Source organism: Paenibacillus phocaeensis, assembly GCF_900021165.1.
GTDB classification, from domain to species: domain Bacteria; phylum Bacillota; class Bacilli; order Paenibacillales; family Paenibacillaceae; genus Fontibacillus; species Fontibacillus phocaensis.
In genome coordinates, this window is record NZ_FCOQ01000018.1 from 777,534 (window position 1) to 797,861 (window position 20,328).

The 20,328-nt window shown below is 53.7% G+C and carries 20 protein-coding genes and 2 pseudogenes; 21 read left to right on the forward strand and 1 reads right to left on the reverse strand.

What is annotated here, in order from left to right; all coding sequences use genetic code 11:
• Positions 1-185: 185 nt before the first annotated feature.
• The 17 genes and pseudogenes from nusB to BN3795_RS13680 all read left to right on the forward strand — a co-directional run bounded on the left by nusB (position 186) and on the right by BN3795_RS13680 (position 14,786).
• On the forward strand, positions 186-635 hold the full coding sequence (nusB, locus tag BN3795_RS13605; protein WP_068785174.1) for a transcription antitermination factor NusB: 450 nt from the start codon (positions 186-188) through the stop codon (positions 633-635).
• 30 nt (positions 636-665) lie between these two features.
• Complete coding sequence (gene folD / locus BN3795_RS13610) at positions 666-1,523, forward strand: bifunctional methylenetetrahydrofolate dehydrogenase/methenyltetrahydrofolate cyclohydrolase FolD (RefSeq protein WP_068785175.1); 858 nt, start codon at positions 666-668, stop codon at positions 1,521-1,523.
• 354 nt (positions 1,524-1,877) lie between these two features.
• A pseudogene (gene xseA / locus BN3795_RS13615) lies at positions 1,878-2,636 on the forward strand (exodeoxyribonuclease VII large subunit); the annotation flags it as partial.
• 2 nt (positions 2,637-2,638) lie between these two features.
• Positions 2,639-2,980 (forward strand): annotated as a pseudogene (locus BN3795_RS26155) (exodeoxyribonuclease VII large subunit); the annotation flags it as partial.
• The gene (xseB, locus tag BN3795_RS13620; RefSeq protein ID WP_068785176.1) at positions 2,955-3,236 is read left to right on the forward strand and encodes an exodeoxyribonuclease VII small subunit; all 282 of its coding nucleotides are present in this window, start codon (positions 2,955-2,957) and stop codon (positions 3,234-3,236) included. The pseudogene BN3795_RS26155 and the gene xseB, both read left to right, overlap by 26 nt.
• Positions 3,237-3,283: 47 nt before the next feature.
• Positions 3,284-4,159 (forward strand): polyprenyl synthetase family protein, encoded by an 876-nt coding sequence (locus BN3795_RS13625; protein WP_068785398.1) that lies wholly within the window; start codon positions 3,284-3,286, stop codon positions 4,157-4,159.
• Between the two features lie 169 nt (positions 4,160-4,328).
• Positions 4,329-6,239 carry a 1-deoxy-D-xylulose-5-phosphate synthase gene (dxs, locus tag BN3795_RS13630; RefSeq protein WP_408635029.1) on the forward strand — a complete coding sequence of 637 codons (1,911 nt, stop codon included), beginning with the start codon at positions 4,329-4,331 and terminating at the stop codon, positions 6,237-6,239.
• A gap of 12 nt (positions 6,240-6,251) precedes the next feature.
• On the forward strand, positions 6,252-7,109 hold the full coding sequence (locus tag BN3795_RS13635) for a TlyA family RNA methyltransferase (protein WP_068785177.1): 858 nt from the start codon (positions 6,252-6,254) through the stop codon (positions 7,107-7,109).
• A gap of 157 nt (positions 7,110-7,266) precedes the next feature.
• Positions 7,267-7,746: a hypothetical protein gene (locus BN3795_RS13640; protein ID WP_110945159.1), complete on the forward strand. Its 480-nt coding sequence runs from the start codon at positions 7,267-7,269 to the stop codon at positions 7,744-7,746.
• Positions 7,747-7,783: 37 nt separating this feature from the next.
• A complete protein-coding gene (ahrC, locus tag BN3795_RS13645; RefSeq protein ID WP_068785178.1) occupies positions 7,784-8,236 on the forward strand; it encodes a transcriptional regulator AhrC/ArgR in 453 nt (150 codons plus the stop codon).
• A gap of 27 nt (positions 8,237-8,263) precedes the next feature.
• The gene (gene recN / locus BN3795_RS13650; protein WP_068785179.1) at positions 8,264-10,003 is read left to right on the forward strand and encodes a DNA repair protein RecN; all 1,740 of its coding nucleotides are present in this window, start codon (positions 8,264-8,266) and stop codon (positions 10,001-10,003) included.
• A 99-nt stretch (positions 10,004-10,102) separates the two neighbouring features.
• Complete coding sequence (gene spoIVB / locus BN3795_RS13655; protein ID WP_068785180.1) at positions 10,103-11,431, forward strand: SpoIVB peptidase; 1,329 nt, start codon at positions 10,103-10,105, stop codon at positions 11,429-11,431.
• 267 nt (positions 11,432-11,698) lie between these two features.
• The gene (gene spo0A / locus BN3795_RS13660) at positions 11,699-12,502 is read left to right on the forward strand and encodes a sporulation transcription factor Spo0A (RefSeq protein ID WP_068785181.1); all 804 of its coding nucleotides are present in this window, start codon (positions 11,699-11,701) and stop codon (positions 12,500-12,502) included.
• Positions 12,503-12,670: 168 nt separating this feature from the next.
• The gene (locus tag BN3795_RS13665; protein WP_068785182.1) at positions 12,671-13,123 is read left to right on the forward strand and encodes a GIY-YIG nuclease family protein; all 453 of its coding nucleotides are present in this window, start codon (positions 12,671-12,673) and stop codon (positions 13,121-13,123) included.
• A 174-nt stretch (positions 13,124-13,297) separates the two neighbouring features.
• A complete protein-coding gene (locus tag BN3795_RS13670; RefSeq protein WP_068785183.1) occupies positions 13,298-13,606 on the forward strand; it encodes an ArsR/SmtB family transcription factor in 309 nt (102 codons plus the stop codon).
• A gap of 14 nt (positions 13,607-13,620) precedes the next feature.
• Positions 13,621-14,550 (forward strand): cation diffusion facilitator family transporter, encoded by a 930-nt coding sequence (locus BN3795_RS13675; protein ID WP_068785184.1) that lies wholly within the window; start codon positions 13,621-13,623, stop codon positions 14,548-14,550.
• A 26-nt stretch (positions 14,551-14,576) separates the two neighbouring features.
• Positions 14,577-14,786, forward strand: a complete 210-nt coding sequence (locus tag BN3795_RS13680) for a hypothetical protein (protein WP_068785185.1) — start codon at positions 14,577-14,579, stop codon at positions 14,784-14,786.
• Positions 14,787-14,859: 73 nt separating this feature from the next.
• On the opposite strand, the gene BN3795_RS13685 is transcribed toward BN3795_RS13680, so the two are convergent.
• Positions 14,860-15,177 (reverse strand): DUF2627 domain-containing protein, encoded by a 318-nt coding sequence (locus BN3795_RS13685; protein WP_068785186.1) that lies wholly within the window; start codon positions 15,175-15,177, stop codon positions 14,860-14,862.
• Positions 15,178-15,338: 161 nt separating this feature from the next.
• On the opposite strand from BN3795_RS13685, the gene lpdA reads away from it, so the two are divergent.
• The 4 genes from lpdA (at position 15,339) to BN3795_RS13705 (ending at position 20,312) form a co-directional block, all read left to right on the forward strand.
• The gene (gene lpdA, locus BN3795_RS13690; protein ID WP_068785187.1) at positions 15,339-16,760 is read left to right on the forward strand and encodes a dihydrolipoyl dehydrogenase; all 1,422 of its coding nucleotides are present in this window, start codon (positions 15,339-15,341) and stop codon (positions 16,758-16,760) included.
• A 127-nt stretch (positions 16,761-16,887) separates the two neighbouring features.
• Positions 16,888-17,913: a thiamine pyrophosphate-dependent dehydrogenase E1 component subunit alpha gene (locus BN3795_RS13695; protein ID WP_068785188.1), complete on the forward strand. Its 1,026-nt coding sequence runs from the start codon at positions 16,888-16,890 to the stop codon at positions 17,911-17,913.
• A gap of 2 nt (positions 17,914-17,915) precedes the next feature.
• A complete protein-coding gene (locus tag BN3795_RS13700) occupies positions 17,916-18,902 on the forward strand; it encodes an alpha-ketoacid dehydrogenase subunit beta (RefSeq protein WP_068785189.1) in 987 nt (328 codons plus the stop codon).
• A gap of 18 nt (positions 18,903-18,920) precedes the next feature.
• The gene (locus tag BN3795_RS13705; RefSeq protein WP_068785190.1) at positions 18,921-20,312 is read left to right on the forward strand and encodes a dihydrolipoamide acetyltransferase family protein; all 1,392 of its coding nucleotides are present in this window, start codon (positions 18,921-18,923) and stop codon (positions 20,310-20,312) included.
• The last annotated feature ends 16 nt before the right edge of the window (positions 20,313-20,328 follow it).

Sequence of the window (20,328 nt, forward strand, 5' to 3'; positions counted from 1 at the left end):
TCCGGAAAAGAGCTAGGAACGTGTTCTTGCCCCTTTTGTGGAGTAAGCCTATTGCGGGTCTTTTTTTGTGTTAAAGCAAAGTGCGAGTGGATGGCATGTAGTGATGAATGCGTTGGTTTTGGTCCATGCTGAAGGATAAGAACCGGTGGATGAATACAGTGTAAAAACTTTCTAGGAGGAAGCAGATGAAACGGCGTTTGGCGAGAGAGATTGCGGTACAGAGTATGTACCAGATGGAAATGAACGAAGTGGACGCGAATGAAGCGGTCACGATGCTGCTAACGGAAGCCATGGAAGAGAACGAAAGCGAGGTGGAGCTGTCCGATGTGGACGCGACCCGCTCATTCGTGCTGGAGCTGGTTAACGGCACCTGGAGCCGGAAGGAAACGATCGATGCCCTGCTGGAGGATTATTTGAAGGGCTGGCAAATCAGCCGCTTGTCCAAGGTGGACCGTCAAGTGCTGCGTCTGGCTACGTACGAGATGATCTTCCGCGATGACGTGCCGGGCAAAGTGGCCGTGAATGAAGCGATCGAGTTGTCCAAGCATTTTGGCACCGCGGAATCCGGGAAGTTCGTTAACGGCGTGCTTGGGAAAATGATTCAGGATGTTGACCGGTTGAAAAGCAACCGATAATTTCAATTTAAGGTAGAGGAGAGGACGAGCATGACAGCACCTATCATTAACGGGAAACAAATTTCGGAAGAGATTCGCAAGGATTTGCGTGAAGAGGTAGAGCGGTTGGCGAAGCAAGGCCTTACGCCGGGACTGGCGGTCGTGCTCGTCGGCGAGGATCCGGCATCGCAGGTCTACGTGCGGAACAAGGAGAAAGCTTGCCATGAGCTGGGGTACTATTCGGAGGTTCATCGCTTGTCGGCGGAGACGTCCCAGGAGGAATTGCTGGCCCTGGTGGACAAGCTGAATCATCAGACCAATATCCATGGGATTCTAGTACAGTTGCCGCTGCCGAAACATATTGACGAGAAAGCGGTTATCGATGCGATTTCCGCAGAGAAGGATGTGGACGGTTTCCATCCGGTCAACGTCGGGAATTTGATGATCGGCGACGACAGCTTGCTGCCTTGCACACCGGCGGGGGTCATCGAACTCATCAAGCGGACAGGCCTCGAGATTGCCGGCAAACATGCAGCTGTCATCGGCCGCAGCAACATCGTGGGCAAGCCGGTGTCGCTGCTCTTGCAGCGGGAGAACGCCACGGTGACAATGTGCCATTCGCGTACGGCCAACATGAAGGAATTGACCCGGTTGGCGGACATTCTTGTCGTAGCGATCGGACGCGCCAACTTCGTGGACGCCTCCTATGTGAAGCCGGGCGCTGTGGTCATTGATGTCGGCATGAACCGTCTGGAGAACGGGAAACTGGCCGGGGATGTCGACTTCGACAGCGTGAAGGAGGTCTCCGGACCGATCACCCCGGTTCCTGGCGGCGTTGGCCCCATGACGATCACCATGCTGATGCAAAATACGTTGATCGCGGCGAAACGGCTGCAGGGATTGGCCTAAGCGGGGATTGTTGGAACCGGAGGGGGCTGAGACGGTCGCACAGACGGTCTCGCCAGACTGGTCCCGCAGGCTGGTCCAAATAAATAAGGGAACAAAAGGGCCTTATTTAACTCAAAAGTGGGCATTGAGGGAGAATAGAGGACTTTTATGTCCTTATTCCTAAGGAAAGTGTGTAAAAAGTCGCTTGCAGGGGCATGGAAGATAAAATAAAGGAAAAAAGTACGCTTATTTTTTCGAACAGGGACATCGAGCGCCGAATAAGGGTACGAAATTCCCTTATTTCTCGGAAAGGAGGCGGCACCTTTGGAGCAGCAGCGGATTTTATCGGTGAAGGATTTGAACCGCTACATCCGGATGAAGCTGGAGTCGGATCAGGTGCTCACCGACGTCTGGATTCGCGGTGAGATTTCCAATTTCACGCATCATTCCAGCGGGCACATGTATTTTACGCTCAAAGATGCGGACAGCCGGATCAAATGCATTATGTTTGCGTCCCATAACCAGCGGCTGCCGTTTCGTCCCAAGGAAGGGGCGCGCGTTATTGCACGCGGCAACGTCTCCGTCTACGAGCGGGACGGGCAATATCAGTTCTATGCGACGCATATGCAGCCGGACGGTGTCGGCAGCTTGTACCTGGCTTTTGAGCAGCTGAAGCAGAAGCTCGATGCCGAAGGGCTGTTCGCGCCGGGACGCAAGTGGCCTTTGCCGCGGTTCCCGAAGACGATCGGCGTCATCACTTCGCCAACCGGGGCGGCGGTCCGCGACATTCTGACGACGCTCGGGCGGCGTTACCCGCAGGCGGCGGTGATCCTGTACCCCGTGCTCGTCCAGGGCAAAGGGGCGGCGCCTTCGATCGTGAAGGCGATCCGGACGCTGAACGCCATGGGTGAGGCCGACGTGCTGATCGTCGGCCGCGGCGGCGGCTCGCTCGAGGAGCTGTGGGCGTTCAATGAGGAGCAGGTCGCGCGTGCCATCTATGAATCGGCGATTCCCGTCATCTCGGCCGTTGGCCATGAGACGGACTTTACCATCGCCGATTTCGTCGCCGACCTGCGCGCCGCCACGCCCACCGCAGCCGCCGAGCTGGCCGTGCCGCACACGGCCGAGCTGCGCGCGCTTCTGCGCCAGCGCGAGCAGGTGCTGCAGCAGGGCTTGCAGCACCGCCTGCAGCNCGCTTGCTGCGGCAAGCCATGCAAGGCATCCTGCGCGAGAAATCCGGCCAGCTGGCTTCGGGCATCCGCCATTTGGACGCACTGAGCCCGCTGAAGGTAATGGCGCGGGGGTACAGCCTCGTCTACGATGAACAAGGTCGACGGCTCATCAAGTCGTTGTCGGATGTGAATCCGGGCGACCGGATCACGGTGAAAGTCACGGACGGAGAACTGGATTGTCAAGTTTGGGGCATGAGGCCGGAAGGAGCGGGAGAAGAAGATGAAGGAACAGGAAACCAAGCTTAGCGCGGAAGCGCAGCAACCGGAACTGAATTTCGAAGAGGCGATGAACCAGTTGGAGGACATCGTATCCCAACTGGAACACGGGGATGTCCCGCTGGAGAAAGCGATTGATCTGTTCCAGCAGGGCATGCGGCTCTCGCAAATTTGCGGTCAGAAGCTGGCGCAGGTGGAGCGGAAGATCGAGATGATCGTAGAAGAGGATGGGGCGGTAGAGAAACAGCCGTTTCAGCCGCCGCTAAGCGATAGCGCGGATTTCTGAGGAGAGCGGTGATCTTGTTGCGTCAGCAATTATCGATAGAGGAATACATGAAGGAGATTCGCGAAGTCGTCTCCGCCCGCTTGGCGGCCAGCGTTCCGGCGGTCTGGGAAGTGCCGGGAACGCTGCGCCAGGCGATGGATTACTCGCTGATGGCGGGCGGGAAACGACTGCGTCCGCTGCTCGTCGTGGCTGCGGCGGAAGCGCTCGGCGGCAGCCGGGAAGCGGCATTGCCCGTCGCTTGCGCCGTAGAAATGGTGCACACCTATTCGCTGATCCATGACGATTTGCCGGCCCTGGACAACGATGATTTCCGGCGCGGCAAACCGACGAATCATAAAATATTCGGGGAAGCGATGGCGATCCTGGCCGGAGACGGCTTGTTGACGCATGCTTTCTACAGCGTCGTGCAAGCGAGCCGTGAGCATGGCGTTCCGGCGGAGGCGGCGCTCGCGATCGTGGAGGAATTGTCGCGGTACGCCGGGCCCAGCGGCATGGTCGGCGGCCAGGTTGCCGACATGCAAGGCGAGCAAGGGGTGACCCGTCTGGATCAACTGCGCTATATCCATGAGCATAAGACCGGCGACCTGATCGTATTCTCGGTAAAGGCGGGCGGGCATGTCGCATCCGGGACCGCGGAGCAGCTTGAGGCCTTGGAACGTTACGGACGAGCGCTGGGACATGCTTTCCAAATTCAGGACGATATCCTTGATCTGATCGGGGATGAGAGCAAGCTGGGCAAGAAAACGCAAAGCGACGTGGTCCAGCAGAAGGTGACCTACCCTTACTTTATTGGCATCGAATCCTCCCGGGCTGAAGTCGAACAGTTGACAAGCGAGGCGAAGGAAGCGGTGCAGGGAGGGGCCGTTCCTAACCCGCAGCGGCTGCTGGAAATCGCCGATCAGCTGCTTCGCCGCGATCATTAGTCCTTCATTCGTCACGGGTCGAAATCAGGGAAAAATGACTCGTTTATCCGTTGCAAGTGATTTCGACATCATCGTGACATATGGTATAATGAAGGCTATTATCATCTATGCAAGAAGGAGCCGGTAGCAGGAAACGGCTTTTTGAACCATACATTAAGGAAAGCGGGGAATGGCTGTGCTGCTTTCGCAAATACATGAGCCTGCCGATCTGAAAAACTTGTCCCTGGAGCAATTGACGCCGCTCGCTGAGGAAATCCGTCAGTTCTTGATCGAAAAGCTGTCGGTGACCGGCGGGCATTTGGCTTCGAATTTGGGCGTGGTGGAATTGACGATCGCCCTGCACTATTGCTATAACAGTCCGCAGGATAAATTTATCTTTGACGTAGGCCATCAGGCTTATGTACATAAAATATTGACCGGGCGGATGGACCAGTTCGACACGCTTCGTAAGCTTCACGGATTATGCGGATTTGTCAAACGAAGTGAGAGCGAGCATGACGTGTGGGAAGCAGGGCATAGCAGCACCTCGCTTTCAGCGGCGATGGGGATGGCCCTTGCCCGGGATCTGAAGGGCGAGTCGAACCGGGTGATTGCGGTCATCGGAGACGGCGCGCTGACCGGAGGCATGGCGTTTGAAGCGCTGAATCATATCGGTCATGAGAAGAAGGATCTGATGGTGATCCTGAATGACAACGAAATGTCGATTGCGCCCAATGTCGGAGCCCTGCACAATTACTTGACCAAAATCCGTTCCGACCGCAATTATCTGCGGGCCAAGGACGAGGTCGAGCAGCTGCTGAAGAAGATTCCGGCCATCGGCGGTAAAGTGGCCAAAACCGTGGAGCGGGTGAAGGACAGCCTCAAATATTTGATGGTATCCGGCGTCTTGTTCGAGGAGCTGGGCTTCAAATACCTGGGGCCGGTAGACGGCCACGACTTGCCGGGGCTGATCGATTCCTTCAAGCAAGCGAATAACGTGAGCGGTCCGGTGCTGGTGCATGTCCTGACCACCAAAGGCAAAGGATATACGCCGGCAGAGCAGGATTCGTACAAATGGCATGGCATTACGCCGTATAAAATCGAGTCTGGCCAGCTGCTGAAGGCGGTTGGCAACCCGATGTACACAGAGGTATTCGGGCAGACGCTGATCGAGCTGGCCGAACAGGACGAACGCATCGTAGCCGTGACGCCGGCCATGCCGGGCGGTTCCGGGCTGATCAAATTCGGGGAACGGTTCCCCGGCCGCATGATCGATGTCGGCATCGCCGAGCAGCACGCCGCTACGATGTGCGCGGCCATGGCGATGGAAGGTATGAAGCCGGTATATGCCGTCTATTCCACCTTCATGCAGCGAGCCTATGACCAGATTGTCCATGACATTTGCCGCCACAACGCCAACGTGATGTTCGCCATTGACCGGGCCGGATTTGTCGGCGCAGACGGGGAGACGCATCAAGGGGTATACGATATCGCTTTTATGCGCCATATTCCGAATCTCGTCTTGATGATGCCGAAGGATGAGAATGAACTGCGCCATATGATGAAGACGGCGCTCGAATATAACGACGGGCCGATCGCTTACCGCTATCCGCGGATTAATGTGCCGGGAGTCCCGCTGGACAAAGAGCTGGTGCCGATACCAATCGGAACCTGGGAAATGCTGCGGGAAGGCGACAGCGTGACGATCATCGCGGTTGGACCGATGGTCCAGGTTGCCGAGGCCGCGGCGGAAATGCTGAAGCGGGAGGGGGTGTCCGCTGCGGTTGTGAACGCTCGCTTCTTAAAGCCGCTTGACGGAGATATGCTGGATCGATTAGCGGAGGGCAGCGGGAAGATGATTGTGCTGGAGGAAGCTTCGCAGGCAGGAGGCTTAGGCAGTGCGATATTGGAGCATTATGCCGAGCGTGGAATCCACGGGCTTGACATTCATCTGATGGGAATCCCGGATCGCTTTATCGAACACGGCAGCATCAAGGAACAATTGGAGGAAGTGGGCTTAACGGCCGAAAACGTCGTCCTCGAGGTTCAGAAGTTACGGGGCAATTCGCATTTAACCTTAGGCAAAAAAGTAAATTATTGACGGGAGATTGGCATGTCGGTTTCCAAGGAACGCGTAGACGTCCTGCTCGTGGAGCAGGGATATTTCGATAGCAGGGAGAAGGCAAAAGCTGCGATTATGGCCGGACTGGTATTCGGCGGACAGGAGCGGCTTGAGAAGGCGGGAACGAAAATTCCCCGCGATACCGCATTGTCCGTGAAAGGAGCCATACACCCTTATGTCAGCCGGGGCGGGTTGAAGCTGGAAAAGGCGATCAAGCGCTTTGATCTCGATCTGGCGGGGCGAACGATGCTGGACATCGGCTCATCCACCGGAGGATTCACGGATTGTGCCCTGCAGCATGGCGCCGACTACGTATATGCCATCGATGTTGGATATAATCAGCTTGATTGGTCGCTGCGGAATAATCCGCGGGTGAATGTCAAGGAGCGGACGAACTTCCGTTATATGACGCCGGAGGATCTGGACGGCCCTAAGCCGGATTTTGCCAGCATCGACGTGTCCTTCATTTCGCTCCGAATCATCCTTCCGCCGCTGCTCGCGCTGCTGCAGCGTCCGGCGGATATCGCCGCGCTGATCAAGCCGCAGTTTGAGGCCGGCCGTGAGAAGGTTGGCAAATCAGGCGTCGTTCGCGATCCAAAGGTGCATCAGGAAGTGCTGGAGACGGTGCTGAGTTTTGCGGTGGAACAAGGCTACGAAGTGGCCGGGTTAACGTTCTCGCCGATCACCGGCGGTGAAGGCAACATCGAATTTTTGGCCCACCTTAGGCTGGAGGATGCCGCGGGTCGCGGGGAGGTGCCGGCGGAGGCGCGGTTCTCCCAGATCCGCGAAATGGCCGCGAGCGTAGTCCAGGAAGCATCCAACACCTTTGCCGGAGGCTCATCCAAGTGATGGGTCTTTTTTTGCATGCTTGGGCTTGCAAATCGAACGCCTGTTCCCTATAATGAAATCAAAACCGTGCATTGTCCTCATTTCCCCCACATTTTGTGATTGATCTGACAGGAGCTGATCATGGCGACGTCGAACTAAGTGGATGAGGTGATCATCGTTGGGAGCTTATTCGGATGGTATTCTGATGGTAGTGATCGCGGCAATTGCGGCTTATTTGCTGTACCGTGGTTTCCGCTCTTGGGTTCGCAAGCCGTTCTCCTTAAGATCCGGCATCGGTTTTGAGATGAATGAGGAGATTCTGGAGCACCCTGCTGTAGATCTGCTGGAGCAGGCAGGCTACGAGGTCGTTAGCGATAAATTGAAGGTGCCGCTCACTTTCAGTGTGGACGGCGAGCTCTTGCACAGCAGGCTGTTTATCGACTATATTGCGGTCAAGAACGGGGAATTCTATCTGGTAAGAACCGCGCGGGAACGCTTCCCGGTGGAATGGACAGGCAGTGGCTTGCGCCGGGATCTGCTGCCATTCCTGCTGCTGTATCCGGAATGCGCCGGCGTGTTATACGTGGACCCGGATCAAGGGGAACTTAAGCGAATCTCCTTAACGACAGATGACGACGAAGAAGATGAATCGGCCTGAGTCGACACTCTCGATCCACAGGCAAATGGAGGGCACAATGAAAGGGCATAGACATATCAAGATTCGGGAAATTATTTCGGCAAGAGAAATCGAAACGCAGGATGAGTTGGTGGAAGCGCTGCGCGAGGCGGGATATCAAGTTACCCAGGCGACGGTCTCCCGCGACATCAAGGAGCTGATGCTGATCAAGGTGCCGACGGATGACGGCAGATACAAGTACTCCATGCCGACGGCGCAGCGGTATAACCCGGTGCAGAAGCTTCAACGGGCTCTGGTGGACAGCTTTGTGCACATCGACCACACCGGCAATTTGGTCGTGATGAAGTGCCTTCCAGGGACGGCGAATTCGGTGGCCGTACTGCTTGATAATATGGAGTGGCCGGATTTGCTCGGCACGATTTGCGGAGACGACACGATTTTGCTGATCTGTCGTAATGAGGAATACAGCCTGTTTTTGATCGAACAGATCATGGGATACATATCGAATTAAGTTTGGGTTTAGGAAGGAGTGCCTCGCATGTTGGTTCATTTATCCATTCGTAATCTGGCAGTGGTTGAAGCCGTGGATGTATCGTTTGGTTCCGGCTTTCATGTCCTCACGGGGGAGACGGGCGCGGGGAAATCGATTATTATCGATGCGCTGGGCTTGATCGCCGGCGGCCGGGGTTCGGCTGAATTGATCCGTTATGGCTGCGACAAGGCCGAGATGGAGGCCTCCTTCGATCTTCCGGCGGGACATCCGGTCTGGGCAACGCTGGAGGGACTCGGCATCGCCGGGGATCCCGGGGAGCATCTGATCATTCGCCGGGAGATCAGCGTTCAAGGCAAGAGTTCGGCCCGCGTTAACGGCCAACTGGTTAATTTATCGATGCTGCGCGAGGTGGGGGACGAGCTCATCAATCTCCATGGTCAACATGAGCATCAAACCTTGCTTCGGCCGGAACGTCATCTTGAGCTGCTGGACGCTTACGGGGCAGAATCGATTGAACCGGTCAAGGCGGCGTATCAAGCGACTTATGCAGAATTTGTTCGCATCGATAAGGAATATCACGAGCTTCGCAATACGAGCCAACAGGCGCTGCAGATGCTTGATTTATACCGTTTTCAGCTTGGTGAGATTGCGGCAGCCGAGCTAAAACCGGGGGAAGATGAATTACTCGCGGAGGAAAAGGTCAAGCTATCCCATAGCGAGAAAATGATGGAGTCCATCTCGAAAGCTTATGACCTCTTGTACGGTCCCCAGGGACTTGATGCGATCGCCAAAGCCGTTTCGAAATTAAGCGAAGTATCGGCTTATGACAGCAAAGGAATTTCGCCTCTTCTGGAGCAACTGCAATCCGCTTATTATCAACTTGAGGATGCGTCTTACAGCTTGCGGACCTACCGGGAACGGATCGAGTTTAACCCCGAACGGCTTGAGGAAGTGGAGGAACGCCTGGATTTGATTTCAACGCTCCGGCGCAAATATGGAGACGACATTCAAGGAATTCTTACTTACTATGAGAAGATTCGCCAGGAAACCGATGTTTTGGAGAACAAGGATGAACGCTTGGAGCAGCTTCAGATGGAGCGGGAGAAATTAACGGCCAAGCTGATGAAACAAGCCTTCGAGTTGAGTGCAGTACGGCAGCTTATGGCGGATGAGCTCGCAGCTCAGATTGAGACGGAGCTTAAGGACCTGCAGATGGGACGAACTTCTCTGCAAGTGAAGCTGACCCTTCTGGAGGACGCGCACGGTTTGGAATGGGAAGGGAAGAAGATCCGTCCCAGCAAACACGGCATCGAGAATGCCGAATTCCTGATCTCGCCGAACCCTGGAGAACCTCTCCGACCGTTAAGCAAAATTGCCTCCGGCGGCGAGTTATCCCGGATGATGCTGGCGCTCAAGAGCATTTTTGCCCGGCATGAGCAGGTTCCCGTGCTGATCTTCGACGAAGTCGATACCGGTGTCAGCGGCCGAGCGGCTCAGTCGATTGCCGATAAATTATCGCGGTTGTCCGCGATGTGTCAGGTATTCGCCATTACCCACCTGCCGCAGGTGGCCTGCATGGCCGATCGACAGTATTTAATTGAGAAGGTCGTTGAAGACGGCCGCACGATGACGCGTGTCGAATCTTTAGATGAAGCGGGACGGGTGAATGAATTGGCCCGCATGCTCGGCGGGGTCGAAATCACGGAGAAGACGCAGCACCATGCCCAGGAAATGCTGAAGCTGGCACAGGCACAAAAGGATGCTTTATTAAGTCCGGCACAATGATTGACAGTAATAAAACACCTGACCCGGGGTATCTTATAGGTACGCAATTGGCGACCACCTTTTCGTCAAGCGAAAGAAGCTAAGGGAGCGTGACAGCCATTGAACCCGAACCTCAGGAATAGAATGCTCGGTCTTTTTCTTGCCTTCTTCTTTTGTTTTCTCGGCACGTCGGCCGCTGAAGGGCGGCTTCCTGCATTGCCGGACGAGTTGCGCCTGTTTCAGGGTCAGGGAACTCAAATTTCATTAGCTCTGCCCGTACAGGCCGAAGTCAGTGTGGATCGGCCCGATGTGGTGATGTTGAACGGGCAGGCTAACCCATCCATGAAAGTATCCTTGGGAAATCCGCTCAAGCTTTCGTCGCTTCGGAGTGGAGAAGCCAACCTCCGTATGAAATTATTCGGTCAAATTCCTCTGAAGACCGTCAAGGTCAATGTCATTCCGGACCTCAAAGTGATTCCCGGCGGGCAAACCATCGGCGTGAAGGTGAAGTCCGCCGGGATCTTAGTGGTCGGCCATCATCAGGTTATCACCGATACCGGCAAGGTCTCTCCCGGCGAAACTGCGGGAATTCAAGCCGGTGATTTAATCACCCACATTAATGGAACCAAACTGCAGGATGTCCGCGAGGTGGCTGATATAGCGGCAGATGCCGGCAAGCATCAGCGGCCATTGAAGATTACCTATGTGCGGGACGGGAAAGAATTTAACACGTCCTTAAGTCCGGCGTTCGATCAGCAGGATCAGGCCTGGAGACTGGGTCTGTATATCCGGGATTCCGCCGCAGGGGTGGGTACGCTAACCTTCTATGCCCCCGATCATGGGGTATATGGAGCCTTGGGCCACATCATCACCGACATGAACACGCAGACGCCGATTGTAGTCGGCAGCGGCCAAATTCTTCAATCCAGCGTAACCTCGATCTCCAAGAGCGAAAGCGGAGAACCCGGGGAGAAAAGGGCTCATTTTCTGAAGGAAGGTAAAATCTTAGGCAATATCGAGCGCAATACGCATTTTGGGATCTTCGGGAAGATGTCGCAAAATCCAGAGCACAGCGTATTTCAGAAACCGGTCCCCGTTGCTTTTGCGGAGGAAGTGAAGGAAGGGCCGGCGGAAATTCTCACGGTGGTGGAAGGTCAACGCGTAGAGCGATTTAAGGTTGAGATCGTCCATGTTTCCAAACAGAATGCTCCGGAAACGAAGGGGTTGGTCATTCGCATTACGGATCCGCGCCTCGTAGAGAAAACGGGCGGGATCGTTCAAGGCATGAGCGGCAGTCCGATCCTTCAAAACGGAAAGCTGATTGGGGCGGTCACCCATGTGTTTGTCAACGACCCGAAATCAGGGTACGGTTGCTTCATTGAATGGATGCTGCAGGATGCCGGCATTCTGAAAGGGAAGGATACGCAGCAAAATCTTAAGGCGAGCTAATCGCTGCCTTAAGATTTTTTTTATCCAGAAGGTGTAGAAGGGGACAACGGTATCGACAAACAACACCGAGTTCCTGTATGCATTTGTCGAATGAATCCGAACTGAATCAGATTGTGTAGATAAATATTTTATTATATCTCATGCCTGTAAAAAAATAAATAAAAATAATTTTCGACAGAAGGAATTTACTTTTGCATGTCGAATCCTTATTCTGGGAAGAGGAGAAACAAAGAAGAACATCCATTTACCTGAAGGAGGAAGTAGGCAGTGCAGAAAATCGAAGTGTTGTTGGCGGATGATAATCGAGAATTTACGAATTTGCTCGCGGAGTACATTTCAGAGCAAGACGATATGGTCGTCTCGGGTATCGCTTATAATGGGGAAGAAGTGCTGGAGATGATCGATAATGCCGCAAAAGTTCCGGATGTCTTGATCCTGGACATTATTATGCCTCATCTGGACGGGCTGGGTGTGTTGGAGCGCATCCGCGACCTTAACCTGAGCCCGCAGCCCAAAATCATCATGCTGACCGCTTTTGGTCAAGAGAACATCACACAACGAGCCGTTCAGCTTGGCGCTTCTTACTACATCCTGAAACCATTTGATATGGAAGTCCTGGCGAACCGCATCCGTCAGCTTGTTGGCGTTCAAGCCTTAACGACCAGCGCGCCGTCCGCCTCGTTTGGGAAGTCGAACGTGGTGCCGCTGGGCAAAGGCAAGAATCTTGATGCAAACATCACTTCGATCATACATGAAATCGGAGTTCCTGCGCATATTAAAGGGTATCAATATCTGCGTGAAGCAATTACGATGGTTTATAATAACATCGAAATTTTAGGCGCCATCACAAAAACGCTGTATCCGGCGATCGCTGAGAAATTCAAAACCACGCCATCCCGTGTGGAGCGCGCCATTCGCCATGCGATTGAAGTGGCCTGGACGCGCGGCAACATCGATTCGATCAGCCATCTGTTTGGCTACACGATCAACATCTCCAAATCCAAGCCGACCAACAGCGAATTCATCGCGATGGTGGCGGATAAACTGCGGATCGAGCATAAAGTGTCGTGAAAGTCTGAGGAAACCTTGAAAGATAAGGATTAATAGAGTGCACTCGGTATATGTAAAAATAAATGCTTCTTTGTTGGTATGAGTAAACACCAACAAAGGAGTGTTTTTATTATCAGCGATAGAGGAAGAGACAGGTGACAGGATTAAATTGGAGAGAGGGCGTTCTCTGTGTGGGCTGTAAAATATGACCCAAGATGGATATCAAGAAAGGATATACCTATATCAATTGGGATATATGCATGGTTTACCAAGGACACTGATGAATTAATATATATCGGGAAAGCAACTGGAAAAGGTGGATTGAGAAAACGGATCTGGTCACAGCATTTAAATCCTAAGTATTTAGAAAGTAGAAAAAATAAGTTTACGGCCAAGGATAGTTATCAAGTAAATAATCCTATTTACCATAATAATCAATTGGTAATTGACAAATCTGCTTTCCGAAAGAATGTTTCTCGTGCTTTTTTGTTAAAAGCGGGTGTCGAATCGGTAGAGTATATTACAAATAATTTCTTGTTTGCTTTTAAGGCATTTAATATCGATGAAGTCGATACAGTGGTTGAACTTGAAAAACAATTAATACAGGAAATTAAACCAAGATTAAATATTTCTTATACATAGAAAATTTCTGCTCAAACCCAAGGCGGCCCTTCTCGGTGTAGACCGGGATGCGGCCGTTTATTTATGGGAGTCCATATTTCTGAAGATACCGATTGACAAATCAGGATTTCAGGGATAATCTATATATGAACATATGCTCATATAATAAATATCAAAAAAGAGAGGTACTCGCAAATGGAGAAGGATGTACACACATATCTCAGCCCGGATACACTGGAGCAGGTATCTACGATTTTTAAGGCATTATCCGACCCGACCCGGATTAAAATTCTCTATTTGCTGTCGGAAGAGGAATGCTCCGTGACACATATGTCGGACGTGCTGAATTTGTCACAATCGGCGGTATCCCATCAGTTGAGCTTGCTGCGAAACCTGCGGCTGGTGAAGTTCCGGCGGGAGGCCAACACGATGTATTACAGCTGTGACGACGAGCATGTAATCTCGTTGTTAACTCAGGCGATTCAGCACGCGAAATGCGATTAGGGAGGAAAAATTTCATGGCACATCAACATCATCATCACGACCATGCCGGTCATCATCATGATCATCATGCAGCACGGTCGGGGAATACCAAAGGGCTGCTGATTGCTTTGCTGATTACGGCTTCGATCGCTGTCCTCGAATTTGGCGGCGGATTGTTTACGGGAAGTTTAGCTCTATTGTCCGATTCAGGTCATATGCTAAGCGACGCCAGCTCGCTGGTGCTTAGTCTGGTGGCATTTTGGTTTGCTGCCCGTCCCGCTTCGAAGCGGAACACGTACGGATTTCACCGGATGGAGATTTTGGCGGCACTGCTGAACGGCGTTACCTTGTTTGTGATCGCCGGGTTTATCATATGGGAAGCCTACGGTCGTTTGCTGGACCCGCCAACCGTATCCAGCAACACCATGATCGTTATCGCGGTAATCGGATTGCTCGCCAACCTTGCGAGTGCGGCTGTATTGCTTAAGAAAGGGGACGTCAAAGGCAACGTGAATCTAAAAAGCGCCTATCTGCATGTCCTTGGAGATGCGTTAGGCTCTGTTGGAGCCATCCTGGCGGGGATCGTTATGTCGTTGTTCGGATGGTACATTTTCGACCCGATTATTAGCGTTGTCGTTGCGTTGTTGATTCTTCGCGGTGCCTGGGGCGTAATGGCCCAGTCGGTGCACATTCTGTTGGAAGGATCGCCGGCGACGATGGATCAAGCGGAGGTCAAATTATGCCTGGAGGGGATTCCCGGTGTGATTGAGGTACATGATCTGCATATCTGGACAATTACATCCGGGATGGATGCGCTTAGCTGCCATTTGACGATTGAGGATGGCAACCAGAGTCAAGCCGTGCTGCAAGAAGCGATTTCCGCTCTGGAGAAGACGTTCCAAATCACTCACTCAACCATCCAAGTCGAAACACCGCACATCCGACACCCGGAGCTTATGGTATAATCAGAGCGAAGAAAGGATGAGTAATCATGTCCCAAGATAAGGATCTGGCGGTTTATCGGAATATGCTGGAGGACACCAACCTCGAAGAATCGAAGCGGCAAGTGTTCCTGGAGCTGATCGATCATTACGAACAGGTTCGTGCGGAGAATGCCAGATTACGCAAGGCGTTACTTCGTGTATCTGCCCAGCAGGGCTCGCGGATGTCGACTAAATTGAAGGAAGCCCTCTATGAATAAGTATGCAAAAAAAACCTCTACCGCTGATTTTCAGGCGAAAGAGGTTTATTTTTTGCTTGCGGCACAGAGCGGTTCAGTCGTTCTGCAATGCGGCCGGTTCCGGTTCCTTGACGGCAGCGTTGTCCTTCTTGCGAAATCTTGGCCCGACATAATTGCGCTTGCGGTCCCGGAAGAAAATCCAACCGCCCAAAAACCCGGCGCCTGCAGCAAATAGGACTATGCCCAGCCCAAAGTTCAGCCAATCAAATGCCACGCGGGATAAAGCATCGTCTCCGTGTGCGGACATATAATTAAAGAGGGAGTCTTTTATTTTCAGAAATCCGATCATCGCCGTTATGCCGGGAATCACCAGCAAAATGATAGCGATAAAACGGGAAATCTTCAGCTTCATGAGCAAATCGTCCTTTCCATCCCAAATGGCTTATGTATTGTTAAAAATATCATACCTTTTTCCTGGGGGGATGTCTATTTGCAGCGCTGGTTTGTATTCACGGAAAAACAAGGTAAAATAGGGGAAAGCGACAGAATTGAAAGAATGGGTGGAGATCTGTTATGGCAATCACATGTGATGTAGCGGTGCTGGGCGGAGGAACGGGCGGATATATCGCGGCCATTCGCGCAGCCCAATTGGGGAAAGAGGTCGTCATTATTGAGCGGGACAAGCTGGGCGGAACCTGCCTGCATCGGGGGTGCATCCCCAGCAAGGCGCTGCTGCGCAGCGCGGAGTTGTACGCGCAAATGAAGGACAGCGCAAGCTTCGGAATCGAAACAAGCGAAGTGAAGTTGGTGTTCCCGAAAGTGCAGGAAAGAAAGCAAGGCATCGTGGATCAGTTGCATAAAGGGGTCCAGTATTTGATGCGTAAACATAAAATTCGCGTGATCGAAGGGAAGGGTCGCGTCATTGGGCCGTCGATTTTCTCGCCGAAAAGCGGGGCCGTTGCGGTGGAGCTTCCGGACGGCGAAATGGAGACGGTGGTGCCGACGAATCTGATTATCGCGACAGGTTCGCGGCCGCGGACGTTACCGGGGCTTGAACCGGACGGTACCTACGTTCTCAGCAGTGATGAAGCGCTGCAATTGGCTGATCTCCCCGGCTCGATGCTGATCCTAGGGGGCGGTGTCATCGGGGTTGAATGGGCATCACTGCTGAACGATTTTGGCGTGAAGGTGACCGTAGTGGAAGCGGCAAATCAACTGTTGCCGGCAGAGGACGAGGACGTTGCCCGCGAATTGCAGAAGCAGTTGCAGCGCCGTGGGATTGAGGTATACACAGGGGTGTCGGTTGATCCGGCTACCTTGGAAGTTGGCAATAACCGGGTACAACTCTCGGCGAAGCGGGGAGACGAAGGGGTCCGACTCGAGGCGGACAAGCTGCTGGTATCCATAGGACGCCAAGCCAATGTGGAGAATATTGGGCTGGAAAATACCGATATCGGGTTAGAACGCGGCTTCATTCGGGTAAATGAACATATGCAGACCACAGAACCGCATATTTATGCCATCGGGGATTGCATCGGCGGGCTTCAGCTGGCGCATGCCGCCAGCCATGAAGGAATAACCGCAGTGCATCATTTGGCAGGGGTAGCTTCGCACGGGTATCAGGAGAGTCAGGTCTCCCGCTGCGTGTATACACGCCCGGAGGTTGCTTCCGTTGGAATCACGGCTAAAGAGGCTAAGGCGAAGGGACTGGATGTGAAGATCGGCAAGGTTCCGTTCTCGGCGATAGGCAAGGCATTGGTGCACGGCGAAGCGGAAGGTTTCGTCAAGATGGTGGCCGATGCCCGCACGAACGATATTCTGGGCGTACAGATGATCGGGCCGCATGTGACCGAGCTGATCAGCCAAGCTGCGTTGGCCCAGGTCCTGGATGCGACGCCATGGGAAGTGGGACAAGCGGTATTTGCTCATCCGACGCTGGCGGAAATTATCGGCGAAGCGGCGCTGGCCGTAGACGGGAACTCCTTAAACGCTTGAGGGAATAGGCGGGGAAAACGAATATTTTCCTTTTCGTCGTAAAAGGATTATAATAAACTTATCCCAAGTCTTAGTACCTGGTGTTAAGATTAAGTTATATACTTCCCAATCGAAGGAGGTAACTCCCATGAATGCCAAAAGTGTAGTTCAAACCGAGCCCAAACATAAGCAGCTTGGATTAACAGATGCAGAAGTTGTTGAGATGTACAGATATATGGTGATCGCTCGCAAATTTGATGAGCGGAACTTGCTGCTGCAGCGTGCCGGGAAGATTAATTTCCACGTCTCCGGAATCGGGCAGGAAACGGCACAGGTTGCCGCAGCTTTTGCGCTGGATCGGCAGCGGGATTATTTCTTGCCCTACTATCGGGACTATGGATTTGTCCTGGCAGCAGGCATGTCGTTGACCGAACTGATGTTGTCGGCTTTCGCCAAGGCAAGCGATCCGAACAGCGGCGGCCGGCAGATGCCGGGACATTTCGGCAGCAAGCGGCTGCGGATTGTGACCGGCTCCAGTCCGGTAACGACTCAGGTTCCCCATGCAGTGGGCGTCGCTTTGGCTGCGAAAATGCAGAAGAAAGACATCGTTTCTTTCGTCACCTTTGGCGAAGGCTCCAGCAATCAGGGGGATTTTCATGAAGGGCTGAACTTTGCCGGGGTCCAGAAGCTTCCGGTGATTTTCATGTGCGAAAACAATCAGTATGCCATCTCGGTACCCGTGAAGAAGCAATTGGGCGGGCGCGTATGCGACCGAGCTCAAGGGTACGGGTTCCCGGGTCTCCGCGTAGATGGCAACGATGCGCTTGAGGTGTACCGGGTTGTGAAGGAAGCGCGGGAGCGTGCCGTGCGCGGCGAAGGACCAACGTTGATTGAAGCGATGATGTATCGGTTGTCTCCGCACTCCACCTCGGATAATGACCTGGCGTACCGGACGAAGGAAGAAGTCGATGAGAATTGGAAGAAAGACGGCATCCCGAAGATGAAATCTTATCTGATCGAGGCCGGCTTGTGGAGCGAAGAGCAGGACGACGCGCTGTTGAAAGAAGTGAATCAACAGTTGAAGGAAGCGGTGGAAGCGGCAGACAACGCCCCCTTCCCGAAACCGGAGGACACCTTACTGCACGTGTACGCCAGTGAAGGGGAGGGGCAATAATCATGCCGGTAATGGAATATATCGACGCGATTCGTCTTGCGATGAAGGAAGAAATGGAGCGGGACGACAGCGTGTTTGTCATGGGGGAAGACGTCGGCGTCAAAGGCGGCGTATTCACGACAACGAAAGGCCTGCAGGAGCAGTTCGGGGAAATGCGTGTCATTGACACCCCGCTGGCCGAATCGGCAATCGCCGGGGTTGCGATCGGTGCGGCCATGTACGGGCTGAAGCCAATCGCAGAAATGCAATACTCCGACTTTATGCTGCCGGCCACGAACCAGATTATTAGCGAAGCGGCAAAAATCCGTTACCGCTCCAACAACGACTGGAGCTGCCCGGTGGTCGTTCGTGCTCCGATCGGCGGCGGGATTTTCGGAGGGCTGTACCATTCCCAATGTCCGGAATCGATCTTCTTTGGTACGCCCGGGCTCAAGATCGTAGCTCCTTATTCGGCCTATGATGCCAAAGGCTTGCTGAAGGCGGCTGTTCGCGACCCGGATCCGGTGTTGTTCTTTGAGAACAAGAAGTGCTACAAGCTGATCAAAGAAGATGTGCCGGAGGACGATTATGTGGTCCCGATCGGCAAAGCGAATCTGCTGCGCGAAGGCAGCGATATCACGGTGATCAGCTACAGCCTGCCGCTGCATTTTGCAATGCAAGCGGCGGAGGAGCTGGCTGCAGAGCAGGGGATCAGCTCTCATATTCTCGATTTGCGCACGCTGCAGCCGCTGGACCGGGAAGCGATCGTGACGGCCGCTCGCAAGACGGGCAAGGTGTTGATCGTCCATGAAGATAATAAAACCGGTGGTGTAGGCGCCGAGGTCTCGGCCATCATCTCTGAGGAGTGTTTGTTCGAGCTGGATGCGCCGATTGCACGACTGTGCGGTCCGGATGTTCCGGCGATGCCGATCAGTCCGCCGATGGAGAAGTTCTTTATGCTTAGCAAAGATAAGGTCAAGGAAGCGATGCTTCAATTGGCGCTTTATTAATGGGGAGTGAGGATACCGATGGCATCCAGTAAAACATTGATTGACGTGCAGTTGCCCCAGCTCGCCGAATCGCTCGTATCGGCAACGATCGGCAAGTGGCTGAAGAAGCCGGGGGATCCGGTCGAGCAATACGAACCTATTCTTGAGGTCATTACAGATAAAGTAAATGCGGAGATCCCTTCGACGGTAGACGGAGTGATGGGCGAGCTGCTGGCTGAGGAAGGGCAGGAGGTTCAGGTTGGCGCCGTGATCTGCCGAATTGAGACGGCAAGCGCCGAGGAGACGGCGCCGGGCAGCCAGCCGGTGAATGAGGCGGCCGTTCCGGCTGCGGGAACGACAAGCGCGGGCGAGCGGCCTGACGAGTCGCAGCGGAGCCGTTATTCGCCGGCGGTACAGACGCTTGCCGCCCAGCACGGCTTGGATCTGCGGCAAATTGCCGGCACAGGGCTTGGCGGACGAATTACGCGTAAAGATGTGCTGGCCTTTATCGAACAGGGGGGCCAAGGGGCTGTAGCCGCTCCCCCTGCTGCTCCGGCAGCTACGGCGATTGCAACGCCTCCCGTATCGCCGCAGGCAGCGCCTTCCGCTGCACCGGCATCCCAAAGCGCAATTCCTGCCGCGCTGAACGCAGCCGCCGGACCGGTACGCCATTCCGGCTTGCATTTGACGGAGAATCCGCCGATTCCGACGATCGAAGTGGAGGGGGGCGACCGTTCCGAGTATTTTATCGACGTCACCCCAATCCGGAACACGATCGCTACCCGGATGCGCCAAAGCGTGTCGGAGATTCCACACGGCTGGATGATGATCGAAGTCGATGTTACCAATCTGGTCCAGTTGCGGAACAAGATCAAACAGGAATTTATGCAGAAAGAAGGCGTCAATTTGACGTACCTGGCTTTCTTGCTGAAGGCAGTGGTGGGGGCGATCAAGGATTATCCGATCATGAACTCGGTGTGGGCGGTGGACAAAATCATCGTCAAACGCGATATCAACATCTCTCTGGCGGTGGGCACTGAAGATTCGGTATTGACGCCGGTCATCAAGAAGGCAGACCAGAAGAATATCGCCGGATTGGCTCGGGAGATCGAGGAATTGGCGACGAAAGTGCGTTCCGGCAAGCTGAAGCTGGATGACATGCAAGGCGGCACGTTTACAGTCAACAACACCGGTTCTTTCGGCTCGATTCTGACGCAGCCGATTATCAATTATCCGCAAGCCGCGATCCTAACGTTTGAATCGATCGTGAAGAGACCGGTTGTGATCAACGACATGATCGCTGTTCGTTCGATGGCCAACCTCTGCTTGTCTCTGGACCACCGGATTCTGGACGGAGTTATTTGCGGCCGCTTTATGCAGCGGGTGAAGGAAAATATGGAAAGCTACAATTTGGACACGCAGGTTTATTGAATTAAACGTCAAGAGA

Coding starts and splice junctions, on each gene's coding strand:
- nusB (WP_068785174.1), top strand. CDS start 186: ATGAAACGGCGTTTGGCGAGAGAGATTGCGGTACAGAGTATGTACCAG.
- folD (WP_068785175.1), top strand. CDS start 666: ATGACAGCACCTATCATTAACGGGAAACAAATTTCGGAAGAGATTCGC.
- xseB (WP_068785176.1), top strand. CDS start 2,955: ATGAAGGAACAGGAAACCAAGCTTAGCGCGGAAGCGCAGCAACCGGAA.
- BN3795_RS13625 (WP_068785398.1), top strand. CDS start 3,284: ATGAAGGAGATTCGCGAAGTCGTCTCCGCCCGCTTGGCGGCCAGCGTT.
- dxs (WP_408635029.1), top strand. CDS start 4,329: ATGGCTGTGCTGCTTTCGCAAATACATGAGCCTGCCGATCTGAAAAAC.
- BN3795_RS13635 (WP_068785177.1), top strand. CDS start 6,252: ATGTCGGTTTCCAAGGAACGCGTAGACGTCCTGCTCGTGGAGCAGGGA.
- ahrC (WP_068785178.1), top strand. CDS start 7,784: ATGAAAGGGCATAGACATATCAAGATTCGGGAAATTATTTCGGCAAGA.
- recN (WP_068785179.1), top strand. CDS start 8,264: ATGTTGGTTCATTTATCCATTCGTAATCTGGCAGTGGTTGAAGCCGTG.
- BN3795_RS13670 (WP_068785183.1), top strand. CDS start 13,298: ATGGAGAAGGATGTACACACATATCTCAGCCCGGATACACTGGAGCAG.
- BN3795_RS13675 (WP_068785184.1), top strand. CDS start 13,621: ATGGCACATCAACATCATCATCACGACCATGCCGGTCATCATCATGAT.
- BN3795_RS13680 (WP_068785185.1), top strand. CDS start 14,577: ATGTCCCAAGATAAGGATCTGGCGGTTTATCGGAATATGCTGGAGGAC.
- BN3795_RS13685 (WP_068785186.1), bottom strand. CDS start 15,177: ATGAAGCTGAAGATTTCCCGTTTTATCGCTATCATTTTGCTGGTGATT.
- lpdA (WP_068785187.1), top strand. CDS start 15,339: ATGGCAATCACATGTGATGTAGCGGTGCTGGGCGGAGGAACGGGCGGA.
- BN3795_RS13695 (WP_068785188.1), top strand. CDS start 16,888: ATGAATGCCAAAAGTGTAGTTCAAACCGAGCCCAAACATAAGCAGCTT.
- BN3795_RS13700 (WP_068785189.1), top strand. CDS start 17,916: ATGCCGGTAATGGAATATATCGACGCGATTCGTCTTGCGATGAAGGAA.
- BN3795_RS13705 (WP_068785190.1), top strand. CDS start 18,921: ATGGCATCCAGTAAAACATTGATTGACGTGCAGTTGCCCCAGCTCGCC.